Origin of the sequence: Paraburkholderia sp. CNPSo 3281 (genome assembly GCF_024206515.1) — a bacterium.
Classification (GTDB): domain Bacteria; phylum Pseudomonadota; class Gammaproteobacteria; order Burkholderiales; family Burkholderiaceae; genus Paraburkholderia; species Paraburkholderia nodosa.
The window spans coordinates 1-22,247 of sequence record NZ_JAMBPS010000014.1 but is presented as its reverse complement, the minus strand read 5'-3'; the positions used below and the strand labels follow the sequence as shown (position 1 = coordinate 22,247).

At 64.2% G+C, this 22,247-nt stretch carries 24 protein-coding genes; 11 read left to right on the top strand and 13 right to left on the bottom strand.

The features are described from left to right. Window positions 1-122: 122 nt before the first annotated feature. Both M3I56_RS16395 and M3I56_RS16390 read left to right on the top strand, forming a co-directional pair. Window positions 123-272: a DUF3563 family protein gene (locus M3I56_RS16395; protein ID WP_254354891.1), complete on the top strand. Its 150-nt coding sequence runs from the start codon at window positions 123-125 to the stop codon at window positions 270-272. A 281-nt stretch (window positions 273-553) separates the two neighbouring features. Beyond that, window positions 554-844 (top strand): hypothetical protein, encoded by a 291-nt coding sequence (locus M3I56_RS16390; protein ID WP_254354890.1) that lies wholly within the window; start codon window positions 554-556, stop codon window positions 842-844. Window positions 845-874: 30 nt separating this feature from the next. On the opposite strand, the gene M3I56_RS16385 is transcribed toward M3I56_RS16390, so the two are convergent. Together M3I56_RS16385 and M3I56_RS16380 are read right to left on the bottom strand one after the other, a co-directional pair. Further along, entirely contained in the window at window positions 875-1,720 is an 846-nt protein-coding gene (locus M3I56_RS16385; RefSeq protein WP_254354889.1) for a 23S rRNA (adenine(2030)-N(6))-methyltransferase RlmJ, read from the bottom strand. 195 nt (window positions 1,721-1,915) lie between these two features. Next, window positions 1,916-2,887 (bottom strand): aldo/keto reductase, encoded by a 972-nt coding sequence (locus tag M3I56_RS16380; protein ID WP_254354888.1) that lies wholly within the window; start codon window positions 2,885-2,887, stop codon window positions 1,916-1,918. Window positions 2,888-3,149: 262 nt separating this feature from the next. Between M3I56_RS16380 and M3I56_RS16375 the strand changes: the two genes are divergently transcribed. Beyond that, complete coding sequence (locus M3I56_RS16375) at window positions 3,150-3,953, top strand: 3-hydroxybutyrate dehydrogenase (protein WP_254354887.1); 804 nt, start codon at window positions 3,150-3,152, stop codon at window positions 3,951-3,953. Window positions 3,954-3,982: 29 nt separating this feature from the next. Then, window positions 3,983-5,248, top strand: a complete 1,266-nt coding sequence (locus tag M3I56_RS16370) for a patatin-like phospholipase family protein (protein WP_254354886.1) — start codon at window positions 3,983-3,985, stop codon at window positions 5,246-5,248. A 124-nt stretch (window positions 5,249-5,372) separates the two neighbouring features. Here M3I56_RS16370 and M3I56_RS16365 read toward each other — a convergent pair whose 3' ends face one another. Continuing rightward, entirely contained in the window at window positions 5,373-6,572 is a 1,200-nt protein-coding gene (locus M3I56_RS16365) for an amino acid aminotransferase (protein WP_254354885.1), read from the bottom strand. Between the two features lie 336 nt (window positions 6,573-6,908). On the opposite strand from M3I56_RS16365, the gene uvrB reads away from it, so the two are divergent. From uvrB to M3I56_RS16335, 6 genes are all read left to right on the top strand, one after another. Then, window positions 6,909-8,990, top strand: coding sequence for an excinuclease ABC subunit UvrB (gene uvrB, locus M3I56_RS16360; protein WP_254354884.1), 2,082 nt, complete (start codon window positions 6,909-6,911; stop codon window positions 8,988-8,990). Window positions 8,991-9,310: 320 nt separating this feature from the next. Beyond that, window positions 9,311-9,859 (top strand): iron transporter, encoded by a 549-nt coding sequence (locus M3I56_RS16355; protein WP_254354883.1) that lies wholly within the window; start codon window positions 9,311-9,313, stop codon window positions 9,857-9,859. Between the two features lie 82 nt (window positions 9,860-9,941). Then, entirely contained in the window at window positions 9,942-10,295 is a 354-nt protein-coding gene (locus tag M3I56_RS16350; protein WP_254354882.1) for a cupredoxin domain-containing protein, read from the top strand. 52 nt (window positions 10,296-10,347) lie between these two features. Then, on the top strand, window positions 10,348-11,193 hold the full coding sequence (locus M3I56_RS16345) for an FTR1 family protein (RefSeq protein WP_254354881.1): 846 nt from the start codon (window positions 10,348-10,350) through the stop codon (window positions 11,191-11,193). Continuing rightward, the gene (locus M3I56_RS16340; RefSeq protein WP_254354880.1) at window positions 11,190-12,617 is read left to right on the top strand and encodes a 4Fe-4S binding protein; all 1,428 of its coding nucleotides are present in this window, start codon (window positions 11,190-11,192) and stop codon (window positions 12,615-12,617) included. The genes M3I56_RS16345 and M3I56_RS16340 overlap by 4 nt, the downstream gene beginning before the upstream one ends. Before the next feature lie 142 nt (window positions 12,618-12,759). After that, window positions 12,760-13,167, top strand: a complete 408-nt coding sequence (locus M3I56_RS16335; protein ID WP_254354879.1) for a heme-binding protein — start codon at window positions 12,760-12,762, stop codon at window positions 13,165-13,167. Window positions 13,168-13,591: 424 nt separating this feature from the next. On the opposite strand, the gene hemP is transcribed toward M3I56_RS16335, so the two are convergent. The 4 genes from hemP to M3I56_RS16315 all read right to left on the bottom strand — a co-directional run bounded on the left by hemP (window position 13,592) and on the right by M3I56_RS16315 (window position 15,967). Then, the gene (gene hemP / locus M3I56_RS16330) at window positions 13,592-13,852 is read right to left on the bottom strand and encodes a hemin uptake protein HemP (RefSeq protein WP_254354878.1); all 261 of its coding nucleotides are present in this window, start codon (window positions 13,850-13,852) and stop codon (window positions 13,592-13,594) included. Window positions 13,853-14,025: 173 nt separating this feature from the next. Then, window positions 14,026-14,511: an SRPBCC family protein gene (locus M3I56_RS16325; RefSeq protein WP_133183540.1), complete on the bottom strand. Its 486-nt coding sequence runs from the start codon at window positions 14,509-14,511 to the stop codon at window positions 14,026-14,028. Between the two features lie 38 nt (window positions 14,512-14,549). Then, window positions 14,550-14,948, bottom strand: a complete 399-nt coding sequence (locus M3I56_RS16320; protein WP_028208425.1) for an OsmC family protein — start codon at window positions 14,946-14,948, stop codon at window positions 14,550-14,552. Window positions 14,949-15,085: 137 nt separating this feature from the next. Beyond that, window positions 15,086-15,967 carry a pirin family protein gene (locus M3I56_RS16315; protein ID WP_254354877.1) on the bottom strand — a complete coding sequence of 294 codons (882 nt, stop codon included), beginning with the start codon at window positions 15,965-15,967 and terminating at the stop codon, window positions 15,086-15,088. 121 nt (window positions 15,968-16,088) lie between these two features. Between M3I56_RS16315 and M3I56_RS16310 the strand changes: the two genes are divergently transcribed. Next, window positions 16,089-17,129 (top strand): LysR family transcriptional regulator, encoded by a 1,041-nt coding sequence (locus M3I56_RS16310; RefSeq protein ID WP_254354876.1) that lies wholly within the window; start codon window positions 16,089-16,091, stop codon window positions 17,127-17,129. Between the two features lie 417 nt (window positions 17,130-17,546). Here the strand turns inward: M3I56_RS16310 and M3I56_RS16305 are convergent, their stop codons facing one another. The 6 genes from M3I56_RS16305 to bfr all read right to left on the bottom strand — a co-directional run bounded on the left by M3I56_RS16305 (window position 17,547) and on the right by bfr (window position 21,830). After that, window positions 17,547-17,966, bottom strand: a complete 420-nt coding sequence (locus M3I56_RS16305; protein ID WP_254354875.1) for a biopolymer transporter ExbD — start codon at window positions 17,964-17,966, stop codon at window positions 17,547-17,549. Window positions 17,967-17,984: 18 nt separating this feature from the next. Further along, window positions 17,985-18,731, bottom strand: coding sequence for a MotA/TolQ/ExbB proton channel family protein (locus tag M3I56_RS16300; RefSeq protein WP_254354874.1), 747 nt, complete (start codon window positions 18,729-18,731; stop codon window positions 17,985-17,987). Window positions 18,732-18,778: 47 nt separating this feature from the next. After that, complete coding sequence (locus M3I56_RS16295; protein ID WP_254354873.1) at window positions 18,779-19,510, bottom strand: energy transducer TonB; 732 nt, start codon at window positions 19,508-19,510, stop codon at window positions 18,779-18,781. 288 nt (window positions 19,511-19,798) lie between these two features. Further along, entirely contained in the window at window positions 19,799-20,053 is a 255-nt protein-coding gene (locus M3I56_RS16290; RefSeq protein WP_028208420.1) for a bacterioferritin-associated ferredoxin, read from the bottom strand. A 366-nt stretch (window positions 20,054-20,419) separates the two neighbouring features. Then, window positions 20,420-21,280, bottom strand: coding sequence for a glutamate racemase (gene murI, locus M3I56_RS16285; protein ID WP_254354872.1), 861 nt, complete (start codon window positions 21,278-21,280; stop codon window positions 20,420-20,422). A 70-nt stretch (window positions 21,281-21,350) separates the two neighbouring features. Next, window positions 21,351-21,830, bottom strand: a complete 480-nt coding sequence (gene bfr / locus M3I56_RS16280; RefSeq protein WP_254354871.1) for a bacterioferritin — start codon at window positions 21,828-21,830, stop codon at window positions 21,351-21,353. Between the last annotated feature and the right edge of the window lie 417 nt (window positions 21,831-22,247).

The window sequence follows — 22,247 nt, the reverse complement described above, 5'->3', positions numbered from 1 at the left end:
ATTCGGGCAATTCACTAGCAAAGTTCGGTGCAACCGTTATAATCCGGGTTATCCCTAATGAGGGTAATCCCTGATGCGACTTCACCGGGGATCGCCGAACCGAATCCTTGGAGCACACCATCATGTTTGCATTCCTTCTTGAAAAGCTGAGCAACTGGTTTGAAACTGCCGAACGTCATCGCCGCGAAGCGTATCTCGCATCGTCCGCCGATATGGTGCAGCTCGAGCAGCGCATTCGTACGATCGAATCGAACGGCTACAACTCGCTGTAAGCCAGTTTCAACCGGGCTTCAGTCCGGGTTGGAGCCGCTCTATCTCAAGCCCCGCATTGGCGGGGCTTTGTCATTTCTGCACCGCCGATGGAACAGAGTCTGAGCCTTCCCACCGGGGTAAGGTAAAGTCTTTTTTGCGACGAGCCGTCATAGCAATGGTGTCGCTTTCTCTCCGGGGGCCGTTCATGGTGCAAGACCGCATTTCCCACCGCACGTCCGTGTCGCCTCGCCGCGTGTTGCGTCGTTTTTCTGTTACGCGTGCGGGTCTGATCGCCGTTGTCATGGCGTGCGCCAGCGCCGGCGCACATGCCGGGCAGCCGCTCATTCTGGATACACAAAGAGGGATTAGCGACGGCCAACCGGGGCTGGTGCTGCAAAACGCGCCCCTCTCGCACGAGCCGATGGTTCAGGCGGTGCAACCGGCGGGTCTCGCACCGGATTCGTCGCAGCCCTACGTCGTCGCGCCGTACGTGGAAGTGCAGCAGGGCGGCGGGCGGCCGACTCCGCCGCCGCGTCCCCCGCATCATCGTCCAACCCCGCCGCTTCCCCAGCCGCTGCCGTCCGGGCAGTGACGCCGCTCGTGCGGGGTTGAGTCCGCGGGCTCAGTCGCCGCGCGACTCGATCCTGAATTGTGCGCCGGCGTCCTGGCCGAGCGTTTTCACGAGCCACGGCAGCGCCTCTTTCATCGCCGCTTCGAGCGTGTAGGGCGGGTTCAGGATGAACATGCCGCTGCCGTAAAGGCCGAAGCCGTCTTCTGGCGGGTTGCTCACCGAAAGCGTGAGGTGCAGCCAGTTCTTGTTCTGCAGGCGCTTGAGCTGCTCCGGGAAGCGCTGCGATTCGGGACGCGTGACCTGCGGATACCAGACCGCGTACGTGCCGTTCGCGAAGCGTTTGAGGCTTTCCTCGACGCACGCCAGCGTGCGCGCGTAGTCGCGCTTGTCCTCGAAAGACGGGTCGATCAGCACGAGCGCCCGGCGCGGCGGCGGGGGCAGGAGCGGCTTGATGCCGTCGAAGCCGTCGCCCGCGTAGATCATTACGCGGCGGCCCGCGTCGTGGAAGCGGTGGCGCAGCACGTCGATTTCCGTGCTGTGCAATTCGAACAGCCGCATGCGGTCCTGCTCGCGCATGAGACGCCAGGCGAGATAGGGCGAGCCGGGGTAGAAGCGCAACTCACCGTCGGGGTTCAGCGCCGCCACTTCGTCGACGTAGTCGGCGAGCGCCGCAGGCAGGTCGTTGCGGCCCCACAGCTTGCCGATGCCGGTGTCGAACTCGGCGTTCTTCGTCGCGTAGCCTTCGCGCAATGCATAGGCGCCGGCGCCCGCGTGGGTGTCGATGTACCAGTACGCCTTGTCCTTCTTGCTGAGGTAATGCAGCAGTTGCACGACGACGGCGTGTTTCAGGACATCGGCATGATTGCCGGCGTGGAAGGCGTGACGGTAGCTCAGCATGATGGACGGGACACGAGGTCCGGTGAGAACGGGGAAGACGGCAGCGGCGGCGCGATGACGGCGGCGCCTGCGAGGCCGCGTATTGTACGCCACCGCGATACGCTGCCCGCAGTACGCCGCCCGGCCGGCTACGCCGGCGCGCGAGCCCACCCCACGGTTTCGGCCGCGCCGCGCCTTCCGGGCATGCGCGCTACGTCAGTCGTAAGCGTCGCCGACGATCGCCTCGATCTGCGCCTTGATGTCCGGCGTGATCTTTTCCGCCACGTCGCGCGCTTTCATGTTTTCGCCGATCTGCTCGATGTGCGAGGCCCCGGTGATGACCGTGCTCACGCGCGGATTCTTCAGGATCCACGCGAGCGCCAGTTGTCCCACCGAACAGTCGAGCTGTTTCGCGAATTCGGCGAGCTTGCCGACGATCTCGTTCTTGTCGGGGTCGGTGACGTTCTTGCGCAGCCAGTCGTAGCCCTGCAGTTCCGCGCGGCTGCCCGACGGCACGCCGCCGCGGTACTTGCCGGTGAGCAGACCCGAGGCGAGCGGGCTCCATGTGGTGAGGCCGAGGCCGATGTCCTCGTAGAGCCGACGGTATTCATCTTCCACGCGGGTGCGGTGGAACAGGTTGTATTGCGGCTGCTCCATGGCCGGCTTGTGCAGGTGATGGCGCTCCGCGATTTCCCACGCGGCGCGGATTTCGTCGGCGCTCCACTCCGAGGTGCCCCAGTAGAGCGCCTTGCCGCGCGTGATCATGTCGCTCATCGCCCAGACGGTTTCCTCGACCGGCGTGTTCGGGTCGGGGCGGTGGCAGAACACGAGATCGACGTAATCCAGTTGCAGCCGCTTGAGCGAGCCGTCGATGGCGTCCATGAGGTACTTGCGGTTGAGCGTGTGGTACTGGTTGGGCGCTTCGTTCAAGCCCCAGTAGAACTTGGTCGAGACCACATAGCTCACGCGCGGCCACGCGAGCTCCTTGAGCGCCTGGCCCATGAGCTCTTCCGACTTGCCGCCGGCGTAGGCCTCGGCGTTGTCGAAGAAGTTGATGCCCGCGTCGCGCGCCGCCGCGAGCGATTCGCGCGCGAGCCGGGCGTCGACCTGGTTGCCGTAGGTGACCCACGAGCCGATGGACAGTTCGCTTACCTGCAGGCCTGAGCGGCCCAGTCGCCGATAGTTCATTAACGCCTCCTTGTGAGCCGATAAACCTAGCACGACTTGGCCGTTGCTGCTGAACGGCTTGCGCCGCGCGCGCCGCGCCTTGCAGTGCGGCGAAAATCTCTTTTGCCTGTCGTGCTCGATGCTTCGACGAGGCGCCTTCATGCACAATAGCCTGGTTGGCCGCGACGCAACATCCGGCCGGATGGCATAAGCCATTCGTCAGGTTTGACGGCGCGCGTTCCGAGGTTTCATGCTGTCCCATTCACTCACCTGGAGGTGCCCGATGTCGTCTCTCTCCCTGAACACGAAACTCGATGGCAAGGTCGCCGTCGTTACCGGCGCGGCCAGCGGCATTGGCAAGCAGATTGCCCTCACGCTCGCGCAGGCGGGCGCCGCTGTCGCCATCGCCGACCTGAACCAGAGCGGTGCGGACGCCGTGGCCGAGGAGATCAAGGGCGCAGGCGGCAAGGCCATCGGCGTCGCCATGGACGTCACGAGTGAAGAGGCCGTGAATCAGGGCATCGACCGCGTTGGGGCTGAACTCGGCCCGGTGGATATCCTGATCTCGAACGCCGGCATCCAGATCGTGAACCCGATCGAGAACTACGCGTTCTCCGACTGGAAGAAGATGCAGGCCATCCACGTGGACGGCGCGTTCCTCACCACCAAGGCGGTGCTCAAGCACATGTACAAGGACGACCGCGGCGGCGTCGTGATCTACATGGGATCGGTGCATTCGCACGAAGCGTCGCCGCTCAAGTCGGCCTATGTCGCGGCCAAGCACGCGCTGCTCGGCCTCGCGCGCGTGCTCGCCAAGGAAGGCGGCAAGCACAACGTGCGCTCGCATGTGGTGTGTCCGGGCTTCGTGCGCACGCCGCTCGTGGAAAAGCAGATTCCCGAGCAGGCGAAGGAATTCGGCATCTCCGAGGAAGAAGTGGTCAAGCGCGTAATGCTCGGCGGCACGGTGGACGGCATTTTCACGACCGTCGAGGACGTCGCGCAAACCGTGCTGTTCCTCTCGGCGTTCCCGAACGCAGCGTTTACGGGCCAGTCGTTCGTGGTGAGCCACGGCTGGTTCATGCAATAACGCAGGCATTGGGGCGAGGAGGCGCGGCAATGGCGCAACGCAAGAAGGGGCAGGTCCAGTCGAGCGCAGTCGACGACGAGGTCGGCGCGCATACCGGCGCGCGTGTCGGGAACGCACCGCAGCCGCATGTTTCGCACTGCGGCGCGGAAGCGAAAGAATGGGAAACCATCGCGCTCACGCTGCAGGGGGGCGGTGCGCTCGGCGCGTATCAGGCGGGCGTGTACGAAGGGCTCGTCGAGGCCGGCATCGCGCCCAACTGGATCGCGGGTATCTCGATCGGCGCGCTCAATACGGCCATCATCGCGGGCAATGCGCCCGAACATCGCGTGGCGCGGCTGCGCGAGTTCTGGGAGACGATCTGCCAGCCCGCCTTCAGCTTCCCGTTGCCGCCCTTCGTCGAGCATGCGCTGTTCAATGCGAACGCCGCCGTGCGCAAGACCTTCACGGCCATGCAGGCGGCAGGCGCGATCGTGGAAGGGCAGAAGGGCTTTTTCGTGCCGCGCTTTCCGCCGCCGCTGCCCAACGGATCGGGTTCGCCCGAAACGGCCAGCTACTACGACACGAAGCCGCTCAAGGCCACGCTGGAACGCCTGTGCGACTTCGAGCGCATCAACTCGGGCGAAACGCGCGTGTCAGTGGGCGCGGTCAACGTGGGCAGCGGCAACTTCGTCTATTTCGACAACAAGACCACGACGCTGCGGCCCGAGCATTTCATCGCCTCGGGCGCGCTGCCGCCGGGCTTCGCGGCGGTGGAGATCGACGGCGAGTACTACTGGGACGGCGGCCTGATGTCGAACACGCCGCTCTATGAGGTGATCCAGACCACGCCGCGGCGTGACACGCTCGCGTTCCAGGTCGATCTCTGGAGCGCGCGCGGGCCGGTGCCCGACAACCTCATCGACGTGCAGGGCCGCGTGAAGGACATTCAGTATTCGAGCCGCACGCGCCTCGTGACCGATATCCTGCAGCGCTCGCAGCGTTACCGGCATGTGCTGCGCGAGGTCCTCGATCGCGTTGCGCCCGAGCATCGCAATGACCCGTGGGTCGCGCTGGCGGACGAGCTTTCGTGCTCGAAGAAGTACAACGTGATCCACCTCATCTACCGGCAGAAGGAGTACGAGGGGCATTTCAAGGACTACCAGTTCGGCCTCTCGACCATGCACGAGCATTGGACTAGCGGCTTGCAGGACATCCGCGCCTCGCTCGCGCAGCCGGGCTGGCTCGACAAGCCGGACAACGACTCGGGCTTTGTTACGCACGATATCCATCGCGATTCGCGAGGCCACGGCGGCTGACGCTTTCCGGCAAGTTTTCCGCAACCTTCGCCAAAGAAAAAGGCGTCCGTTCGAAAGAACGGACGCCTTTTTTTATCGCGCCAGCAAGCCGCATCAGAGCGGTCTGTCTTGCTGGCGAACGACCTTACTTCAGCACTTGGGCAACGGCGCTCGCCACGACGTCGAGGTTGCGCGTGTTCAGCGCGGCCACGCAGATGCGGCCCGTGCTGACGGCATAGATGCCGAACTCTTCGCGCAGGCGGTCGACTTGTGCAGCGGTCAGGCCCGAGTACGAGAACATGCCGCGCTGCACGTTGATGAAGTTGAAGTCGCGGTCCACGCCGGCGGCCGTGAGGCGCTCGACGAGGCCCGTGCGCATCGCGCGGATGCGGTTGCGCATTTCGCCGAGTTCCACTTCCCACATGGCGCGCAGGTCGGCCGAGCCGAGCACGGCTGCGACCACCGAGCCGCCGTGCGTGGGCGGGTTCGAGTAGTTCGTGCGAATCACGCGCTTGAGTTGCGAGAGCACGCGCGACGACTCTTCCTTGCTGCTCGTGAGGATCGACAGCGCGCCCACGCGCTCGCCGTACAGCGAGAACGACTTCGAGAACGACGACGAGACGAACACGTTGAGTTCCGAAGCGGCGAAGAGGCGCACGACTTCGCCGTCTTCCGCGATGCCGTCGCCGAAGCCTTGATAGGCGATGTCGAGGAACGGCACGAGGCCTCGCGCCTTCACGACCTCGATGACCTGCTTCCACTGGTCGATCGTGAGGTCCACGCCGGTCGGGTTGTGGCAGCACGCGTGCAGCACGACGACGGTGCCGGCGGCGTAGCCGTTCAACGCGCTCAGCATGCCCTCGAAGTTCACGCCGTTGGTTTGCGCGTCGTAGTACGGATACGCGATGACTTCAAAACCCGCGCTTTCGAACAGGGCGCGGTGGTTTTCCCAGCTCGGGTCGCTGATCGCGACCTTGGCGCTCGGGTTCACGCGCTTGAGGAAGTCGGCGCCGATCTTGAGCGCGCCCGTGCCGCCCAGCGCCTGCGCCGTGACGACGCGGCCCGCGGCGATCAGCGGCGAGTCGTCGCCGAGCAGCAGCTTTTGCACCGCGGCGTCATACGCGCCGAGACCTTCGATCGGCAGGTAGCCGCGCGGCAGACCGGCTACCACGCGGGCCTGTTCTGCTTCGCGCACGGCGCGCAGCAGCGGAATCTTGCCTTCCTCGTTGGTGTACACGCCCACGCCGAGGTTCACCTTGGTCGCGCGCGCATCGGCGTTATAGGCTTCGTTCAGACCCAGGATCGGGTCGCGGGGGGCGAGTTCGACAGCGGAAAAGAGGGACATGATCGTTCGGCAAAAGTGAAGGAAGATCGGTTGGGCCACATGCTGCATCGGCCACGGAACTCGCTATTGTAACGAATCCTCAAGCGGGATTTCCGCGGATTTGGCATTCTCTGCGCCGTTTTCAGGGCTATTTCCGGCACGATTGGGCGATTTCTGGCGCGTCGTTGCGCAGCGTTCACCGCCCGTCGACCGTCGCCGCTGCGGGCGGCCCTTGCAGCACCGCCCGCCGCACCCCATCTAGCATCCAGACCCACCCAGACCCACTCAGGCTCGCCCCTCGGCAAGATCCGGCGAGACGCTAGAATAGTTGTTTGCTCCGCGCACAGGATGCCCCCCATGTCCGACCACACCGTCGCCGACGCGCCCGCGCTCGACGAGTCAAAATTCGTCCAGTACGAAGGCTCGCCGTTTCAGCTCTACCAGCCGTACCTGCCGGCAGGCGACCAGCCTACGGCCATCGAAACGCTCGTGGAAGGCGTGGAAGACGGCCTCTCGTTCCAGACGCTGCTCGGCGTGACGGGCTCGGGCAAGACCTATACGATGGCGAACACCATCGCGCGCCTTGGCCGCCCGACCATCGTGTTCGCGCCGAACAAGACGCTCGCCGCGCAGCTCTACGCCGAATTCCGCGAGTTTTTTCCGCGCAACGCTGTCGAGTACTTCGTCTCGTACTACGACTACTACCAGCCGGAAGCCTATGTGCCGCAGCGCGATCTCTTCATCGAGAAGGATTCGTCGATCAACGAGCACATCGAGCAGATGCGGCTTTCGGCCACCAAGAGCCTGATGGAGCGGCGCGACGTGGTGATCGTCGCGACGGTCTCGGCGATCTACGGTATCGGCAATCCGTCCGAATACCACCAGATGATTCTCACCCTGCGCCACGGCGACAAGCTCGGCCAGCGCGACGTCATCGCGCGCCTGATCGCCATGCAGTACACGCGCAACGAGCAGGACTTCCAGCGCGGCACCTTCCGCGTGCGCGGCGACACTATCGACATTTTCCCGGCCGAGCACGCCGAAATGGCCGTGCGCGTGGAACTGTTCGACGACGAAGTGGAAACGCTGCAGCTCTTCGATCCGCTCACGGGCCGCGTGCGCCAGAAGATTCCGCGCTTTACGGTGTATCCGTCGTCGCACTACGTCACGCCGCGCGAGACCGTGCTGCGCGCCGTCGAAACCATCAAGTCGGAATTGCGCGAGCGCCTCGAGTTCTTCCATACGGAAGGCAAGCTCGTGGAGGCGCAGCGCCTCGAGCAGCGCACGCGCTTCGATCTGGAAATGCTTCAGGAGCTGGGCTTCTGCAAGGGCATCGAGAACTACTCGCGGCACTTTTCGGGCGCGCTGCCCGGCGAGCCGCCGCCCACGCTCGTCGATTACCTGCCGACCGACGCCATGATGTTCCTCGACGAATCGCACGTGCTGATCGGCCAGTTCAACGGCATGTACAACGGCGACCGCGCGCGCAAGGAAAATCTCGTCGATTACGGCTTCCGGCTGCCTTCGGCGCTGGATAACCGGCCGCTCAAGTTCAACGAGTTCGAGCGCAAGATGCGCCAGGTGGTATTCGTCTCGGCCACGCCGGCCGACTACGAGAAGAGGGTGACGGGCCAGATCGCCGAGCAGGTCGTGCGGCCCACGGGCCTCGTCGACCCGGTGATCGAAGTGCGGCCCGCATCGACCCAGGTCGACGACGTGCTCGGCGAGATCAACGAGCGCGTGGCCGTGGGCGAGCGCGTGCTCGTTACCACGCTCACCAAACGCATGGCCGAGCAGCTCACCGAGTTCCTGGCCGACCACGGCGTGAAGGTGCGCTATCTGCACAGCGACATCGACACGGTCGAGCGGGTGGAGATCCTCCGCGACCTGCGTCTGGGCACGTTCGACGTGCTCGTGGGCATCAACCTGCTGCGCGAGGGCCTCGACATTCCCGAGGTCTCGCTCGTGGCGATTCTCGACGCCGACAAGGAAGGCTTCCTGCGCGCCGAGCGCTCGCTCATCCAGACGATCGGCCGCGCCGCGCGTAACGTGAACGGCAAGGCGATCCTCTACGGCGATCGCGTCACCGACTCGATGCGCCGCGCCATCGACGAAACCGAGCGCCGCCGCGCCAAGCAGATGATGTTCAACGAAGAGCACGGCATCGTGCCGCGCGGCGTCGTGAAGCGCATCAAGGACATCATCGACGGCGTCTACAACGTCGATGACGCCCGCGCCGAACTGCGCGAGGAGCAGGAGCGCGCGAAGTTCGAGGACATGTCCGAGAAGCAGATCGCCAAGGAAATCAGGAAGCTCGAAAAGCAGATGATGGACTACGCGAAGAACCTCGAATTCGAGAAAGCCGCGCAGACGCGCGACCAGCTCGCCGTGCTGCGCCGGCGCGTATTCGGGGCGAACGTGGGCGACCATCCGATCTGACAGGCTTCGAGCAGGCTGTGAGTTCGGGCTGGCAGGGTGGCATGCGCGTCGCTGTGCGCCTGCCTCGATCCAGAATTCATTCCATTTACCTCTCGAGCACTCGCGGCCCTGCAATCGTGCTGCAAGGCGCGTCCTAAGCCTGTGTTAACAAAGCGCTGCTAAAACCCTGTTCCGCTGAGGCTTTTCGTGGCGCTGAATTTGTCCCTCATCGGCATCGGTGTTAAACTCCGCCATTATTGAGAATTGTTCGCATTAACTTTTTCATGTGCATGCGGCAGGCTCAGCGGGTTGTAACCCTCATATAAAAACCAGGAGTTTCGATGCGGATTCACACTCTCTTGCGCGGCGCTGCCGTCATCGCGGCCGCCACGGCGGCAATTGCGGCCAATGCGGCTGAATACCCGATCGGCAAGCAAGCCATCCAGGGCGGCATGGAAATCGGCGCGGTCTATCTGCAGCCGATCACGATGGAGCCGGAAGGCATGATGCGCAAGGCTTCGGATTCCGATGTTCACCTCGAATCGGACATCCACGCGGTCAAGAACAACCCGACCGGCTTCGCCGAAGGCGACTGGATGCCGTATCTGCAGGTTCACTACGAACTCACGAAGCCGGGTTCGAGCTATGTGCAAAAGGGCGACCTGATGCCGATGGTTGCGAACGACGGCCCGCACTATGGCGACAACGTGAAGCTGGCCGGTCCCGGCAAGTACCACCTCAAGCTGGTCGTGGAAGCGCCGATGCAGACGGGCCACATGGCGTTCGGCCGTCACGTCGACAAGGAAACGGGCGTGGGTCCGTGGTTCAAGCCGATCACGCTGGAATACGATTTCCCGTTCGCGGGCATCGGCAAGAAGGGCGGCTACTAAGCCGTCGCGAGGCAGCTCGGGCGGCGGCGCGCATCTTGTGCAGCGCCGCCGCATGAATGGCAGCAAGGAGCAGGTAAAACCAATGACTGGAATGCGGAAGTTTGCGGCGCTCGCGCTCAGCGCGTCTTTTGCGGTGTCGCTGGCGGGCGTGGCCACGATGGCGCACGCCGAAGATCTGCCCACGTTCAAGCTCGAAATGACCGACGGCAAGCTCAACCCCGCGCGCATCGAAGTGCCGGCGGGCAAGCGCATCAAGATCGAGGTGCGCAATACGGGCAAGGGCGCGGCGGAGTTCGAGAGCGTTCAGCTGCGCAAGGAGAAGGTGCTGGCGCCGGGCGCGGACTCGTTCGTCGTGATCGCCCCGCTCGATCCGGGCGAGTACAAGTTTTTCGACGATTTCCATCAGCAGGCGCAGGGCGTGATCGTCGCCAGGTGAGCATTGAGAAGTCAGGCCGCTGGCGCGTATCGCCGGTAGCAGGAGGTGTTGAATGGGTCAGGTGATGTTCATCGTATGGCGGGAGAGCGTCGAGGCGCTGCTCGTCGTCGGGATTCTTTATGCGTGGCTGAAAAACGGCGACGCGGATGCGCGGCGCGGCGTGCCGTACCTGTGGGGCGGCGTGGCGCTCGGCATTCTTGCCGCCATCGGCCTCGGCGCGGCGCTGGTCGGCTTTACCGAAGTGCTGTCGGGCGACGCGCAGGACTACTTCCAGACCGGCATGGTGCTGGTGGCGTGCGTGCTGATCGTGCAGATGGTGCTGTGGATGAAGCAGCACGGCCGCACGCTCAAGCGCGAGATGGAAGAGTCGCTGGAACAGAGCACGCGCGACGCGAACTGGTGGGGCGTGACGATTCTCGTCGCGCTTGCCATCGCGCGTGAGGGCAGCGAGACGGTGATCTTTCTCTACGGCCTCGGCTTCGGCCAGTCGGGCCATGTGGACGCGAGTCAGTACCTCGCGGTGCTGATCGGCCTCGCGCTTGCGTTTCTCACGTTCTATCTCCTGCAGCTGGGCGGCAAGATCTTCTCGTGGCGGCACTTCTTCCGCGTCACCGAGATCATGCTGCTGTTCCTCGGCGCGGGTCTGTTCCAGACCGGCGTGGACAAGCTGATCGACAAGGAAATCCTGCCGACCCTCGTCGACCAGGTGTGGAACTCCTCGGCGATCCTCGACGACTCGAGCACCTTCGGCTCGCTCGTCGCGACGCTCACGGGCTACCGCGCGCATCCGGCGCTCATGAACCTGATCGCCTACGCCGTCTACTGGCTCGTGGTGTGGTTCCTCGTGCGGCGCGCCACCGGCCGCGCGGGTGCGGTTGCGAAGAGGAAGGCAGCATGAGTTGTGCATCCGCTCGCCCGACGCAGGCAAACGAGTGCCCTGGCAAGCTCGCCCAGGCGGGCCAGTGGATGCAACGTCACGGCGCGGCGATCCGCGCCGTGCAGTGGGTCGTGGTCGCTGTCTACGCGTTCCTGATTCTCGTGCCGGCGGCGATGCCGCTGCCCGGCGACACGGCGCACCTGTGGAACAACCTCACGCTCGCGGCGCAGTTCGTGTTCTGGGGCATCTGGTGGCCGTTCGTGCTGCTCTCGATGGTGATGCTCGGCCGCGTGTGGTGCGGCGTGCTCTGCCCCGAGGGCGCGCTCACCGAGTTCGCCAGCAAGTTTGGCCGCGGCGGTGCCATCCCGCACTGGATGCGCTGGGGCGGCTGGCCTTTCGTGGCCTTCGGTCTCACCACGATCTACGGACAGATGGTGAGCGTCTACCAGTACCCCAAGGCGGTGCTGCTAGTGCTGGGCGGATCGACGCTCGGCGCGATGGTGATCGGCTTTCTGTACGGGCGCGAAAAGCGCGTCTGGTGCAAGTATCTCTGCCCCGTGAACGGGGTTTTTGCGCTTTTGGCGCGTCTCGCGCCGTTTCGCTACAAGGTCGACGAAGACGCCTGGCGCAACTCCTACACACACGGCGAGCACGGCGGGCATCGCGTGATTCCCGTGAACTGCGCGCCGCTCGTGCCGCTGCGCAACATGAAGGGCGCGGCGCAGTGCCACATGTGCGGTCGCTGCAGCGGCCACCGCGACGCCATCGCGCTCTCGTGGCGCTCGCCGGCGGAAGAAGTGGTCGAACTCGGCGACAGCCAGGCCAGCGCGTGGGACACGGCGCTGATTCTCTACGGCCTGCTGGGCGTGGCGATCGGCGCTTTCCACTGGACCGGCTCGCCGTGGTTCATCGACATCAAGCAGTGGCTAGCGGGCTGGCTCATCGACCGCGACATCACGTGGCCGCTCGACACCAACGCGCCGTGGTTCCTGCTCACGCATTACCCGGCGCAGAACGACGTGTTCTCGTGGCTCGACGGCGCGATGATCGTCGGTTATATCGTCGCGACGGGGCTCGTCTATGGCACGGTGCTGCTCGCGATCCTCGCGGGCTCGACTGCCGTGCTCGGGCGTTTCGAGATGCGGCGTGTGCATCACTTCGCGCAGTCGCTGATCCCGCTGGCGGGGGCGGGCGTGTTCCTCGGCCTGTCGGCCACGACGCTCTCGCTGCTGCGCGCGGAGCACGTGCCGCTCGACTGGGCCGCCGAGGTGCGCATTGCGATTCTGGTCATCACGAACCTCTGGAGCGCCTGGCTCGCGTGGCGCGTAACGGGGCGCTACAGTTCGCGGTTCTGGCAGCGCGCGCTCGCGCTCGCGGGCTTCGCGCTCGCGCTCGCCGTGGTGGACAGCGCGTGGTGGCTCATGTTCTGGGGCTGGGTGCGCTGAGCATGCTGCGGCGTTTCTTCATCTGCCGCTGATATAGGCGACATACGAGGGATCAGTGCGTCGCGGCACAAGTCTGGGTGTTACTCTCAAAACCGGGTTGGCGATTTCGCCAAACCCGGTTTTTGACTTTTCGGAGAGACGCATGCGAACGCGAGCAGTACTGACCGATGAAGACGTGATCCGCGTAGCCGATGCAGCCGTCGCGCACGCCCGCTCGAATGAATGGAACGTGACGATCGCCATCGTCGACGACGGCGGCCATCTGCTGTATTTGCGCCGCCTCGACGGCGCCGCGCCCGTCAGCGCGGAGATCGCCGTGGCCAAGGCCCGCACTGCGTCGCTGGGCCGCCGCGAGAGCAAGATGTACGAGGACGTGATCAAGCAGGGCCGCACGGCGTTCCTGAGTGCGCCGCTCACCGGCATGCTGGAAGGCGGCGTACCTGTGAGCGTGAACGGCGACGTGATTGGCGCGGTCGGGGTCTCGGGCGTGAAGTCCGATCAGGATGCCGCCATTGCGCGTGCGGGCATAGCGGCGCTCGGGGCGGAGTAAGCCCATCCATCGCCGCGCCTGGCGACGCCAGAAAAAACAAAAGCCGCGGACGGATGCCGCGGCGCTTGTCTCGGGCGGCTCACGCTTCGCGCGTCGCCCCGTGCTTTGCATGGGACCGGAGTAAGCGCTAAAGCGCTAACTCAGGATCGAGCTTTGCATGGGACCGGAGTAAGCGCTAAAGCGCCAACTCCGGATCGAGCTTTGCATGGGACCTGAGTAAGCGCTAAAGCGCTAACTCAGGATCGACACAGAGGTATGAGAACAAAAAAATGGCGTGGCTTGCTTCGACGGCCGGCTTGAAGCTTGAAGGATGTCTGCACGAAGGGGTCTAGATCTCGCGTGCAAGCCGTCGTTGCTGGCTAATGCCCCAACGCCTCTCGGTGGAGGCGGTCCCCACAATACCCGGTTGAAAACTGCTTGAAACCTATTTCGTCAGGATCAGCTTGCCGAGCCGGGTGGCCCGCAGCTGATACGTTTCGCCGTTGTGCATGATGCTCACATGGCTGCGGCCTTGCAGCAGCGCCGCGCTATCCAGTTTCCTCTCGTCGCTTGCCGCGGCGACCGCCGGCTCGGCGCTCCTGCGCGGCTTGGGCTCTGCGACGGCAGGCTTCGGCCGCGCGCTGGTCAATGCCGAGCCGCCGTTGCGGCGCAAGCTTAGCGTGGAGGTGCGGTGCAGTTCGGTCATGAACGTGACGTCTTTTCTCGATTCGATGAATCAATTCTAAATGATAATCGTTCGTATTTTCAACTATGAGATATTCATCGAAATCGAATGCCGATAGCCTGAATCGAAGGGGGCGGTAGCGTGAATCGGCGCTTGCCGTGCCGCGCAGGGCGGGAGGGCAAGCGCCGGGGGATTCAGTGCAGCGCGTTCGGCGCGCTGCCGTCGCCCTGCACGAACTGGCGGATGAGACGCACGGTGTCGATGTCCGACTCGCGATAGGCCGACTTCACGATCTCGGAAGTCTGCCGGTCGTCCTCGGTATCGGCAGTCGGCAGCGTCGTGCGGTACTCGAAGCGCAGAAATAGCTGCAGCGGATCGGGCTGCTCGATCGTCATCGTGAGCGAGCCACCCACGTACTCGGCGGTCGCCATGATGTCGTAGCGCACGCTCTCATTAGGCGTGAGCGTGACGCGATCGCGTACCGTGGCGTGGCCATAGTGCAACTCGCGCTCCATCGTGCTCTCGGTGCGCGAGAGGATCGTGCAGCTGTCGAGCCCGATCACGAAGAGCTGCGGCTGCTCGGCGCGCAGCACGAGCCCTTCCCAGAGCTGCTCGCGCGTCATGGCCTCGACGAGCGGGTTCAGCGGATCGTTGATCTGGATGAGGTGTTCAAAATTCAAGGCGGCGCCTTCCTGTGTCTGTGTCCGCGCGCCGCCGCTCAAGCGACGACGAGACCCGTGCGGATCGTGATCGTGTTCGTGAGGACTTTGTGGACCGGGCAGGCGTTGGCGATCTGCAGCAGGCGCTCGCGCTGCTCTTCGGTGAGCGCGCCTTCGAGCACGATCTGGCGGTCGATCTTCGTGCCTTCGCTGCCGGTTTCCATCGCGAGCTTCACGCGTACGCCTTCGAGTGGCCACTCCTTGCGCTGCGCATACATCTTCAGCGTAATGGAGGTGCAGGCGCCAAGGCTCGAGAGCAAGAGCGAGAAGGGCGACGGTCCGCGGTCGCCGCCGCCGAGCGAGGCGGGTTCGTCGGCGATCCAGGTGTGGGTGCCGTCGTCGAACTGGACCTGGTAGTTCGTCGAGCCAATGTGTGCGGTGACTGCGGGTTCGGCCATGCGCTCCTCGCGGACGGGACGGTTAAAGAGGGACGGACGCGCAACCTGTGGTGCGCGCCCCGCAAACCTTATTGTGACGGAAAGCGGGCGGGCCCGTAGCGATGCTTCGGAAACCCGCGTCCCGGCGCAACCCGGATTCAGTGCGCGATGCGCCCCATGCGCCCGGCCTGATAGTCGAGCACGGCCTCGCGGATCTCCTGCTCCGTGTTCATCACGAACGGGCCGTAGCGCACGACCGGCTCGTTCAGCGGCACGCCGCCGATCAACAGGACGCTGAGCGGCGCGCTCGCGTCGGCCGGGGTGGCGAGCGTGACGGTGTCGCCGTCGCTCGCGAAGGTCACCATCTGCTGGGCATCGATCGCTCGCGCGTCGGGCCCGTACAGACCCGTGCCCGAGAGGCCGTACGCAAACACGCGATAGTCGCTTGGCACTGGTTGCTCCGCGCGCGCGCCGGGCGCGAGCGTGAAGTGCTGGTAAAGGATGGGCGTGCGCGTTTCGATCGCGGCCTTCGCGCCCAGCGCTTCGCCGGCAATCACCTTCACCGAGACTTTGCCGTCCTTCGAGCGGCCCACGGGAATCTGCTCCGTGGGCAGTTCCTGGTAGCGCGGCGCCATCATCTTGTCGCGCGCGGGCAGATTCACCCACAGCTGCAGGCCATGCATGCGGCCGCCCGTGCGCGTGAATTCGGGGTCGGGCATCTCGCTGTGGATCACGCCCGCGCCGGCCGTCATCCATTGCACGTCGCCGGGGCGCAGCGTGCCCGAATGGCCCGCCGAGTCCTTGTGGCCGAAGCGGCCTTCGACCAGATAGGTGACGGTTTCGAAGCCGCGGTGCGGATGATCGGGCGCGCCCTTGGCCTCGCCGGGCGCGTAATCGACGGGGCCCATCTCGTCGAGCAGCAGGAACGGATCGAAGTCCATCAACTGGCGGGTCGGAAACGGCCGATGGACGATGAATCCGCCACCCTCGGTGGTGCGAACCGCGGGATACACGCGTTCGATCGTGCGGGACGTGGTCATGGATATCACCTCGAAATGTGGGAATTGCGTTATAGGCGAAACAAACCGCTATTATAGGTAGCCAATTTGGCCTGTTTTACGGCCTCATCGCAATGGATTGTCCCATCGCTGGAACGACGACATGAAGATCGATTCGCATAACCTCAACGACCTGATGTACTTTTCGCAGGTGATCGAGCATGGCGGCTTTTCCGCTGCCGAACGCGTGCTCGGCATCTCGAAGTCGCGTCTGTCGCGGCGGGTGAGCGAACTCGAGGCCTCGCTCGGCGTGCGCCTGCTGCAGCGTTCCACGCGCAAGCTCGCGCTCACCGAAGCGGGCGAACTCTTCTACCAGCATTGCCGCTCGATGCTCGCCGAGGCGCAGGCCGCGGTGAACGTCGTTCAGTCGCTGCGCTCGTCGCCGCGCGGCACGGTGCGCGTGAGCGTGCCCGTCACGCTTTCGCAAACGATCTTTTCGCAGGTCATTCCGGAATTCATGCATCGCTACCCCGAGGTGCGGGTGGTGATGCGCGTGACGAACCGCGTAATCGACCTGTTCGAAGATTCGGTGGATATCGCGCTGCGCGTGCGCTCGGAGCCGCCGCAGAACGCCAATATCGTCGTGCGTCCGCTGTGGCGCACCGAGCAGATGCTGGTGGGCGCGCCGAGCCTGCTCGCGCAGAACGCGCCGCCGCTCACGCCGGATGACCTTACGCGCTTCGAAACGCTCGATACGCCCACGGGCGACGGCCGCCACGTGTTTCAGCTCATCGCACCCGATGGCACGCGACATTCGCACGAACACGAGCCACGCCTTATCACCGCGGACCTCACGACGATCCGTGAAGCGGCGCTGGAAGGCCTCGGCATCGCGGCATTGCCGGAGATGATGTACGGCGCTGCGCTGCGCTCGGGCAAGCTTTCACCGGTGATGCCGGGCTGGACGCTGCCGGTGCCGCAGCTCTATGCGGTATTTCTCTCGCGCCAGGGCATGGTTCCGGCCGTGCGTGCCTTTGTCGATTACCTCGTGGAAGTGCTCGATGCCGATAAGGGCTTGCAGCAGGAATGTCCGCTGAGAAGCGAGATCGCCGCGCTTGCAGCGCCTGCAGAAGGGCAGAGTGCACCCAGCAGAGAGGTTGGGTTGTCGCGCACAAAGAGCGCGAGCAGGATCGAAACGGCATGAAGCTTTGCGAACGTGCACGCGCGTGCGCTTGTATGAAACTTGAGTTTTCACGTAGTGCATTTGTGCGCAACGTTTAGCGCCATTTGTTTTTAGGCATTCAAGCGTGAGCGGCCATCGCTACATTCAATGGCCGAACTCTTGTAGGCGCGAAGCGAGAGGAATATATTGAAGTCCTTCTCGCCAAGCACCGGTCTTGAGCGGGAATTGATGGCCGCTATCATAGTGGGCCTTCAGGGCCGAAAGCGCAGTCCGTGTTGCCCACGGCAGTCGCATGTGCCGACGTGAACCGATCGATTGTCGGGGAGTCGCCGCCACCGCCCGAATGCGCCGCGTGCGCACGAAAAAAGGCCTTCATCTGACGATGAAGGCCTTTTACTTTGTAGCGCTCAATTTTGCGCGCTGCGCGCAGTGACGCGATCAGTGATGCGCAGGGTCGGTGACGAAACCGAGCTTCGTGAGGCCGCCGCTTTGCGCGGCGGACATCACCTGGGCAACGCGTTCGTACTGCACCTTGCGGTCCGCGTTCAGATGCAGTTCCGGTTGCGGCGTCGTTTGCGCCGCTGCTGCGATCTTCTGGTTCAGCGCCGCGTCGTCGACCTGCGCGCCGTCCCACAGCACGGTGCCGTCCGCTTCGATCGAGATGTTGATCTGCGCGGGCTTCGCGTCTTCCTTCTGGCTGCTCGCATGCGGCAGGTCGATCTTCACGGCGTGACGGATCACGGGAATCGTCACCATGAAAACGATCAGGAGAACCAACATGACGTCGACGAGCGGCGTCATGTTGATCTCGTTCATCAGGCCATCGTCGTCGTCGCTGGCAAAGGGGCTCATCGCCATGATGCTTGCCTCCGCTCTTTAGTGGCTGCGCGCAGCGACACGCAGGTTACTCGTGTTGCCTTCCTTCGCGCCGCCACGCGCGGTCGAGGTGAGGCGCGCGCCCGTCACGAAGAAGGCATGCAGGCCGTGCGCGAAGCGGTTGAGCTTCGTGACGATCGCCTTGTTGCCGCGGGTGAGGGCGTTATAGCCGAGCACGGCGGGAATCGCGACGAACAGGCCGAAGGCGGTCATGATGAGCGCTTCGCCCACCGGGCCGGCCACGGCGTCGATCGAGGTTTGACCCGTCGCGCCAATCGTAAGCAGTGCGTGATAGATGCCCCACACCGTGCCGAACAGGCCGACGAACGGCGCCGTGCTGCCGATCGAGGCGAGAATGGCGAGGCCGCTTTGCATCTTCGCGACCGACTCGTCCATCGTGTCCTTCAGGCAGCGCGTGACCCAGTCTGACACGTCCATGCGGTCGTGCAGATGCGGCTGCGTCTGATGATGGTGATCGGCGGCTTGCTGGCCCGACAGTGCAAGCGCGAGGAACGGGTTGTCTTCGCGCGAGCCGCTGCCGAGCTTCTTCACACCGTCGGCGAGATCGTCCGAGTGCCAGAACTGCTGCTCGGCGTTCTTCGTGAGGCGTTTGAGGCGCGCGACATTCCAGCCCTTCACGACGATCACGCACCACGACAGCACCGACATGATCAACAGCGCGAGCGCGATGCCGCGCGTCACGAAATCCCCTTGCGCCCAGACGTGGGCGATACCGTAGTTCTGCATCCCTGATCCTCTTTATTCAATTCATGAAAGCGTGTGGCTTCAGCCGGTCAACTATTCAGGCTGAACTCGAATGGTTGCGTGTAGGCCGCGCGGACGGCTTCGCCGTTTTCCAGGTACGGCTTGCACGAGCTTTGGCGCATCGCGTCGAGCGCGGCGTCGTCGAGGCGGGCGGAGCCGCTCGACTTCTTCAGCTCGATGTTCTCGATCTTGCCCGTGAGGCCCACGACGAAGTGCACGAATGCCGTGCCGGTTTCGCCGCGCCGGCGCGAAAGCGTCGGATAGTCGGGCTGCACGATGCGGCAGTCGAGGTGCGATACGTTCTTCGGCGCCGACAGCGCCATGGTCGGCTTGGCGTCGGTGGCCGCCGCGGCTTGCGGAGCGGGCGCGGGCGGCGTGGGAGCCGGCAGTGTGGGCGCGGTGGGCGCGGCCGACTCGATCGCGTGCTGCGAGGGCGCTTCGGCCACAGGCAGCGGCGTTGGCTTCGGCTTGGGCTGAACCTTCGGCTTCTCGCGCGTCACGTGCGGGACTGGCTTGGGCGGCGGTGGTGTGGGCGTGGACTGAATTGCAGCGGGGGCGGCGACCGGCTCGGGCTTGAGCAGTTCGGCCGTCATCGTCTGCGACTGGAGCGCAACGGGCGTCACGGGTTCGCGCTTCATCAGCACGACCGCGATGAGCGCGGCATGCAGCGCGACCACGATCGCGCTCGCAGTGACGACACGACGATTGACGCGAACGGAGGGAGACGGCAGCGTGCCAGCGGTGGTTTGGAAAGCCTGCATGTTTAGCGTGGCTGCCATGCGGACGGCGGCGCGCAGGCGAACCGGCGCGTCGTGTCGGGCAGCTTTATTTGCGAAAGATCAACAGCGAGATGCCCAACGTCGTTACGAATCCGAGCAGCAATTCCATCACGACCTCCTTTGAGGGTCACGAGCGGTAGCTGGCTGGTCGGGAGACGGGCTTGCTGTCGGCGGCGATTTGAGGTCCGCGGCGCGTGGCGCCTGAGGCGCCTTTGGCTAAACGGGCGGACGGGGCGGGCGCGCATCGGTGGCCGGATGCGCGCCATGGCTTCAGGCAGCCTTGCGCTCGTAAAACGTGAGCGGAACCGCATGGGGGACCACGGCGGGGTGCGCCGGTTGCGTGACCCCGCAGCGGCTCGCACAGACACCGCTTTGCGCCATCACATCACGAACGGATTCTTCGCACTTGCCGCAGCAGGTCGCGACGCCGAGCTCGAACTGCAGCTCGTCGAAAGAATCCATGCCTTCCTGAATGGAGGCGCGGATCGTCCGGTCGGAGACGGATTTGCAAACGCACACAATCATGATGGACCGCAATAGAGAGAGTTAATGCGAATTATTATCATTATGTTTGCTGGGTTTGGCAAGCGGGTAGACGGATTTTTTGTAACATAACCGGATGCTTAGCAGGGGTTTTGCTTTGCGTCAGGAAAAGGCTAGCTAGGGTGGGGCGCCTGCCAAGGCATTTGACGGGCCGGCTAGCGGCTATCCGTTGTGTGACTGCTCGCATGATTGCGCGTTGCCGCCGGAGCTCGCCAGCGGGCTTCTGACAGGAGTCAGACCGAACGAGGCAGGTGAGTCGGATGTGCGGAAACGGGGTTGAAACGCGAACGCCCGGGCGAGACGCGAATCGCCAACTTCGCGTCGCGCGCGGTGTGTGGCGCCGGCGCGTCAGGCCGCGTTCGCTTCCAGCTCCCGCGTGCGGCGCGACGGGATAACCACGCGCTCGACATGGGCGTCGAGACCCAGCAGCGCGGCCGCCAGTTCGTGCAGGTGCGCGCCGTCGCTCGTCGAGCAGAAGCGAATTTCGTCGCCGCCCGCGCCGGCGGGCTCGCCGCTCGCGCGCAGGCCGTGCTGGTCGAGCACGCGTTCGAGCTGCCGTGCGATGGCGACGCTCGTGTCGACGAGCATCATGCGTTCGCCGACGATCGAGCGAATCGCCGCGTCGAGAAACGGGTAGTGCGTGCAGCCGAGCACGAGCGTGTCCGCGCCCGCGTCGAGCATGGGCTCGACGTACGCGCGCAGCAGCTCGAGCAATTCGGCCGAACCGATGTCGCAGCGCTCCACGGCTTCCACGAGGCCATGGCCCGGCTGGCACAGCACGCGTAGATCGGCCGCGTGGCGCTCCACGAGCGCCTGAAAGCGCGCGCTGCGCAGCGTGACCTGGGTGGCGAGGACGCCTGCTACGCGCGATTTCGAAACCAGCGCCGCCGGTTTGATCCCCGGCTCGACCCCGATGAGCGGAATGGAGAGCCGCTCGCGCACGAGCGCGATCGACTGCGCCGTGGCCGTGTTGCAGGCCACCACCAGCGCCTTCGCGCCCTGCGCCACGAGCCATTCGCCGATCGCGAGCGTGCGGTCGGCGATGAAGTCGTCGTCGCGCTGGCCGTAGGGGGCGTAGCGCGAGTCGGCAGCGTACACGAGCCGCTCGGCGGGCAGTAGCGCGCGCACGGCGCGCAGCACCGACAGGCCGCCGAGACCGGAGTCGAAGATGCCGATGGGCGCAGCGCTGGAAGAGGCCGGAAGGTTCACGGGGATGGGCGCAAAAGGGTTGGGGCGCACCCGCAAGGCGGACAGATGCGCGCGGGCGCGAGGCGCGCGATCAGGATTCTACCGAACCCATGGCCGACTGCTGGTAATTCTGGATGCCGACCTTGCCGATGAGGTCGATCTGCGTTTCGAGCCAGTCGATGTGTTCTTCGGTATCGTCGAGAATCGTCACGAAAATCTCGCGCGAAACGAAGTCGCGTACCGATTCGCAATAAACAATGGCTTCCTTGCAGGTGGACTGGGAAATTTGTTCGAGCTTCAAATCGCACTCGAGAATTTCCTTGGTTTCCTCGCCAATCAGCAGCTTATGCAGGTCCTGGAGGTTCGGCAGACCGTCGAGCATGAAAATACGCTCGATGAGCATATCGGCATGCTTCATTTCGCCGATCGATTCGTCATATTCATGCTTGCCGAGTTTCTCGAGGCCCCAGTGCTTGTACATGCGGGCATGCAGGAAATACTGATTGATAGCCGTGAGCTCGTTCTTGAGCTGCGCGTTCAGATATTCGATGACCTTCTTGTCGCCTTGCATAGTCTTTCCTTTCTTTGTGGGGCTGTGACTGGTTTCCAACAATAAACGCTCAATTCACAAAAGCCAAGGCCGAATCCACGTTGAATTGAGGTAAATATCGGCGATTTACTCAGTGCTGGGAATTAATCTCAGTACGCCTGGCGTGGCGCAAAAAAAACCGGGGCGCGCGGCAATGCTCTCAACTTAAGCCCCGGAAGTGCTTGTAAACGAACCGTGGGACCTGTAAACTTCACACCATAACTTCCTGATAAATCAACGATATGAACTCAAATACCGGCGTCTTCCCGACTTCTGGCTGAGTTCTCCGATTTCCTGTTCGATCCGGCGCTCGCCGAGCGCGTGCGCCGCACCCCCACCGCCTTTACCCGCAATCGCACACTGACGTTGCCGCGCATGGCCGCGATGATGATGTCCGCC

Bases quoted from the DNA above. Each gene is read 5' to 3' on its own strand.
- M3I56_RS16395 (WP_254354891.1), top strand. From the start codon at position 123: ATGTTTGCATTCCTTCTTGAAAAGCTGAGCAACTGGTTTGAAACTGCC.
- M3I56_RS16390 (WP_254354890.1), top strand. From the start codon at position 554: ATGGCGTGCGCCAGCGCCGGCGCACATGCCGGGCAGCCGCTCATTCTG.
- M3I56_RS16385 (WP_254354889.1), bottom strand. From the start codon at position 1,720: ATGCTGAGCTACCGTCACGCCTTCCACGCCGGCAATCATGCCGATGTC.
- M3I56_RS16380 (WP_254354888.1), bottom strand. From the start codon at position 2,887: ATGAACTATCGGCGACTGGGCCGCTCAGGCCTGCAGGTAAGCGAACTG.
- M3I56_RS16375 (WP_254354887.1), top strand. From the start codon at position 3,150: ATGTCGTCTCTCTCCCTGAACACGAAACTCGATGGCAAGGTCGCCGTC.
- M3I56_RS16370 (WP_254354886.1), top strand. From the start codon at position 3,983: ATGGCGCAACGCAAGAAGGGGCAGGTCCAGTCGAGCGCAGTCGACGAC.
- M3I56_RS16365 (WP_254354885.1), bottom strand. From the start codon at position 6,572: ATGTCCCTCTTTTCCGCTGTCGAACTCGCCCCCCGCGACCCGATCCTG.
- uvrB (WP_254354884.1), top strand. From the start codon at position 6,909: ATGTCCGACCACACCGTCGCCGACGCGCCCGCGCTCGACGAGTCAAAA.
- M3I56_RS16355 (WP_254354883.1), top strand. From the start codon at position 9,311: ATGCGGATTCACACTCTCTTGCGCGGCGCTGCCGTCATCGCGGCCGCC.
- M3I56_RS16350 (WP_254354882.1), top strand. From the start codon at position 9,942: ATGACTGGAATGCGGAAGTTTGCGGCGCTCGCGCTCAGCGCGTCTTTT.
- M3I56_RS16345 (WP_254354881.1), top strand. From the start codon at position 10,348: ATGGGTCAGGTGATGTTCATCGTATGGCGGGAGAGCGTCGAGGCGCTG.
- M3I56_RS16340 (WP_254354880.1), top strand. From the start codon at position 11,190: ATGAGTTGTGCATCCGCTCGCCCGACGCAGGCAAACGAGTGCCCTGGC.
- M3I56_RS16335 (WP_254354879.1), top strand. From the start codon at position 12,760: ATGCGAACGCGAGCAGTACTGACCGATGAAGACGTGATCCGCGTAGCC.
- hemP (WP_254354878.1), bottom strand. From the start codon at position 13,852: ATGACCGAACTGCACCGCACCTCCACGCTAAGCTTGCGCCGCAACGGC.
- M3I56_RS16320 (WP_028208425.1), bottom strand. From the start codon at position 14,948: ATGGCCGAACCCGCAGTCACCGCACACATTGGCTCGACGAACTACCAG.
- M3I56_RS16315 (WP_254354877.1), bottom strand. From the start codon at position 15,967: ATGACCACGTCCCGCACGATCGAACGCGTGTATCCCGCGGTTCGCACC.
- M3I56_RS16310 (WP_254354876.1), top strand. From the start codon at position 16,089: ATGAAGATCGATTCGCATAACCTCAACGACCTGATGTACTTTTCGCAG.
- M3I56_RS16305 (WP_254354875.1), bottom strand. From the start codon at position 17,966: ATGGCGATGAGCCCCTTTGCCAGCGACGACGACGATGGCCTGATGAAC.
- M3I56_RS16300 (WP_254354874.1), bottom strand. From the start codon at position 18,731: ATGCAGAACTACGGTATCGCCCACGTCTGGGCGCAAGGGGATTTCGTG.
- M3I56_RS16295 (WP_254354873.1), bottom strand. From the start codon at position 19,510: ATGCAGGCTTTCCAAACCACCGCTGGCACGCTGCCGTCTCCCTCCGTT.
- M3I56_RS16290 (WP_028208420.1), bottom strand. From the start codon at position 20,053: ATGATTGTGTGCGTTTGCAAATCCGTCTCCGACCGGACGATCCGCGCC.
- bfr (WP_254354871.1), bottom strand. From the start codon at position 21,830: ATGCAAGGCGACAAGAAGGTCATCGAATATCTGAACGCGCAGCTCAAG.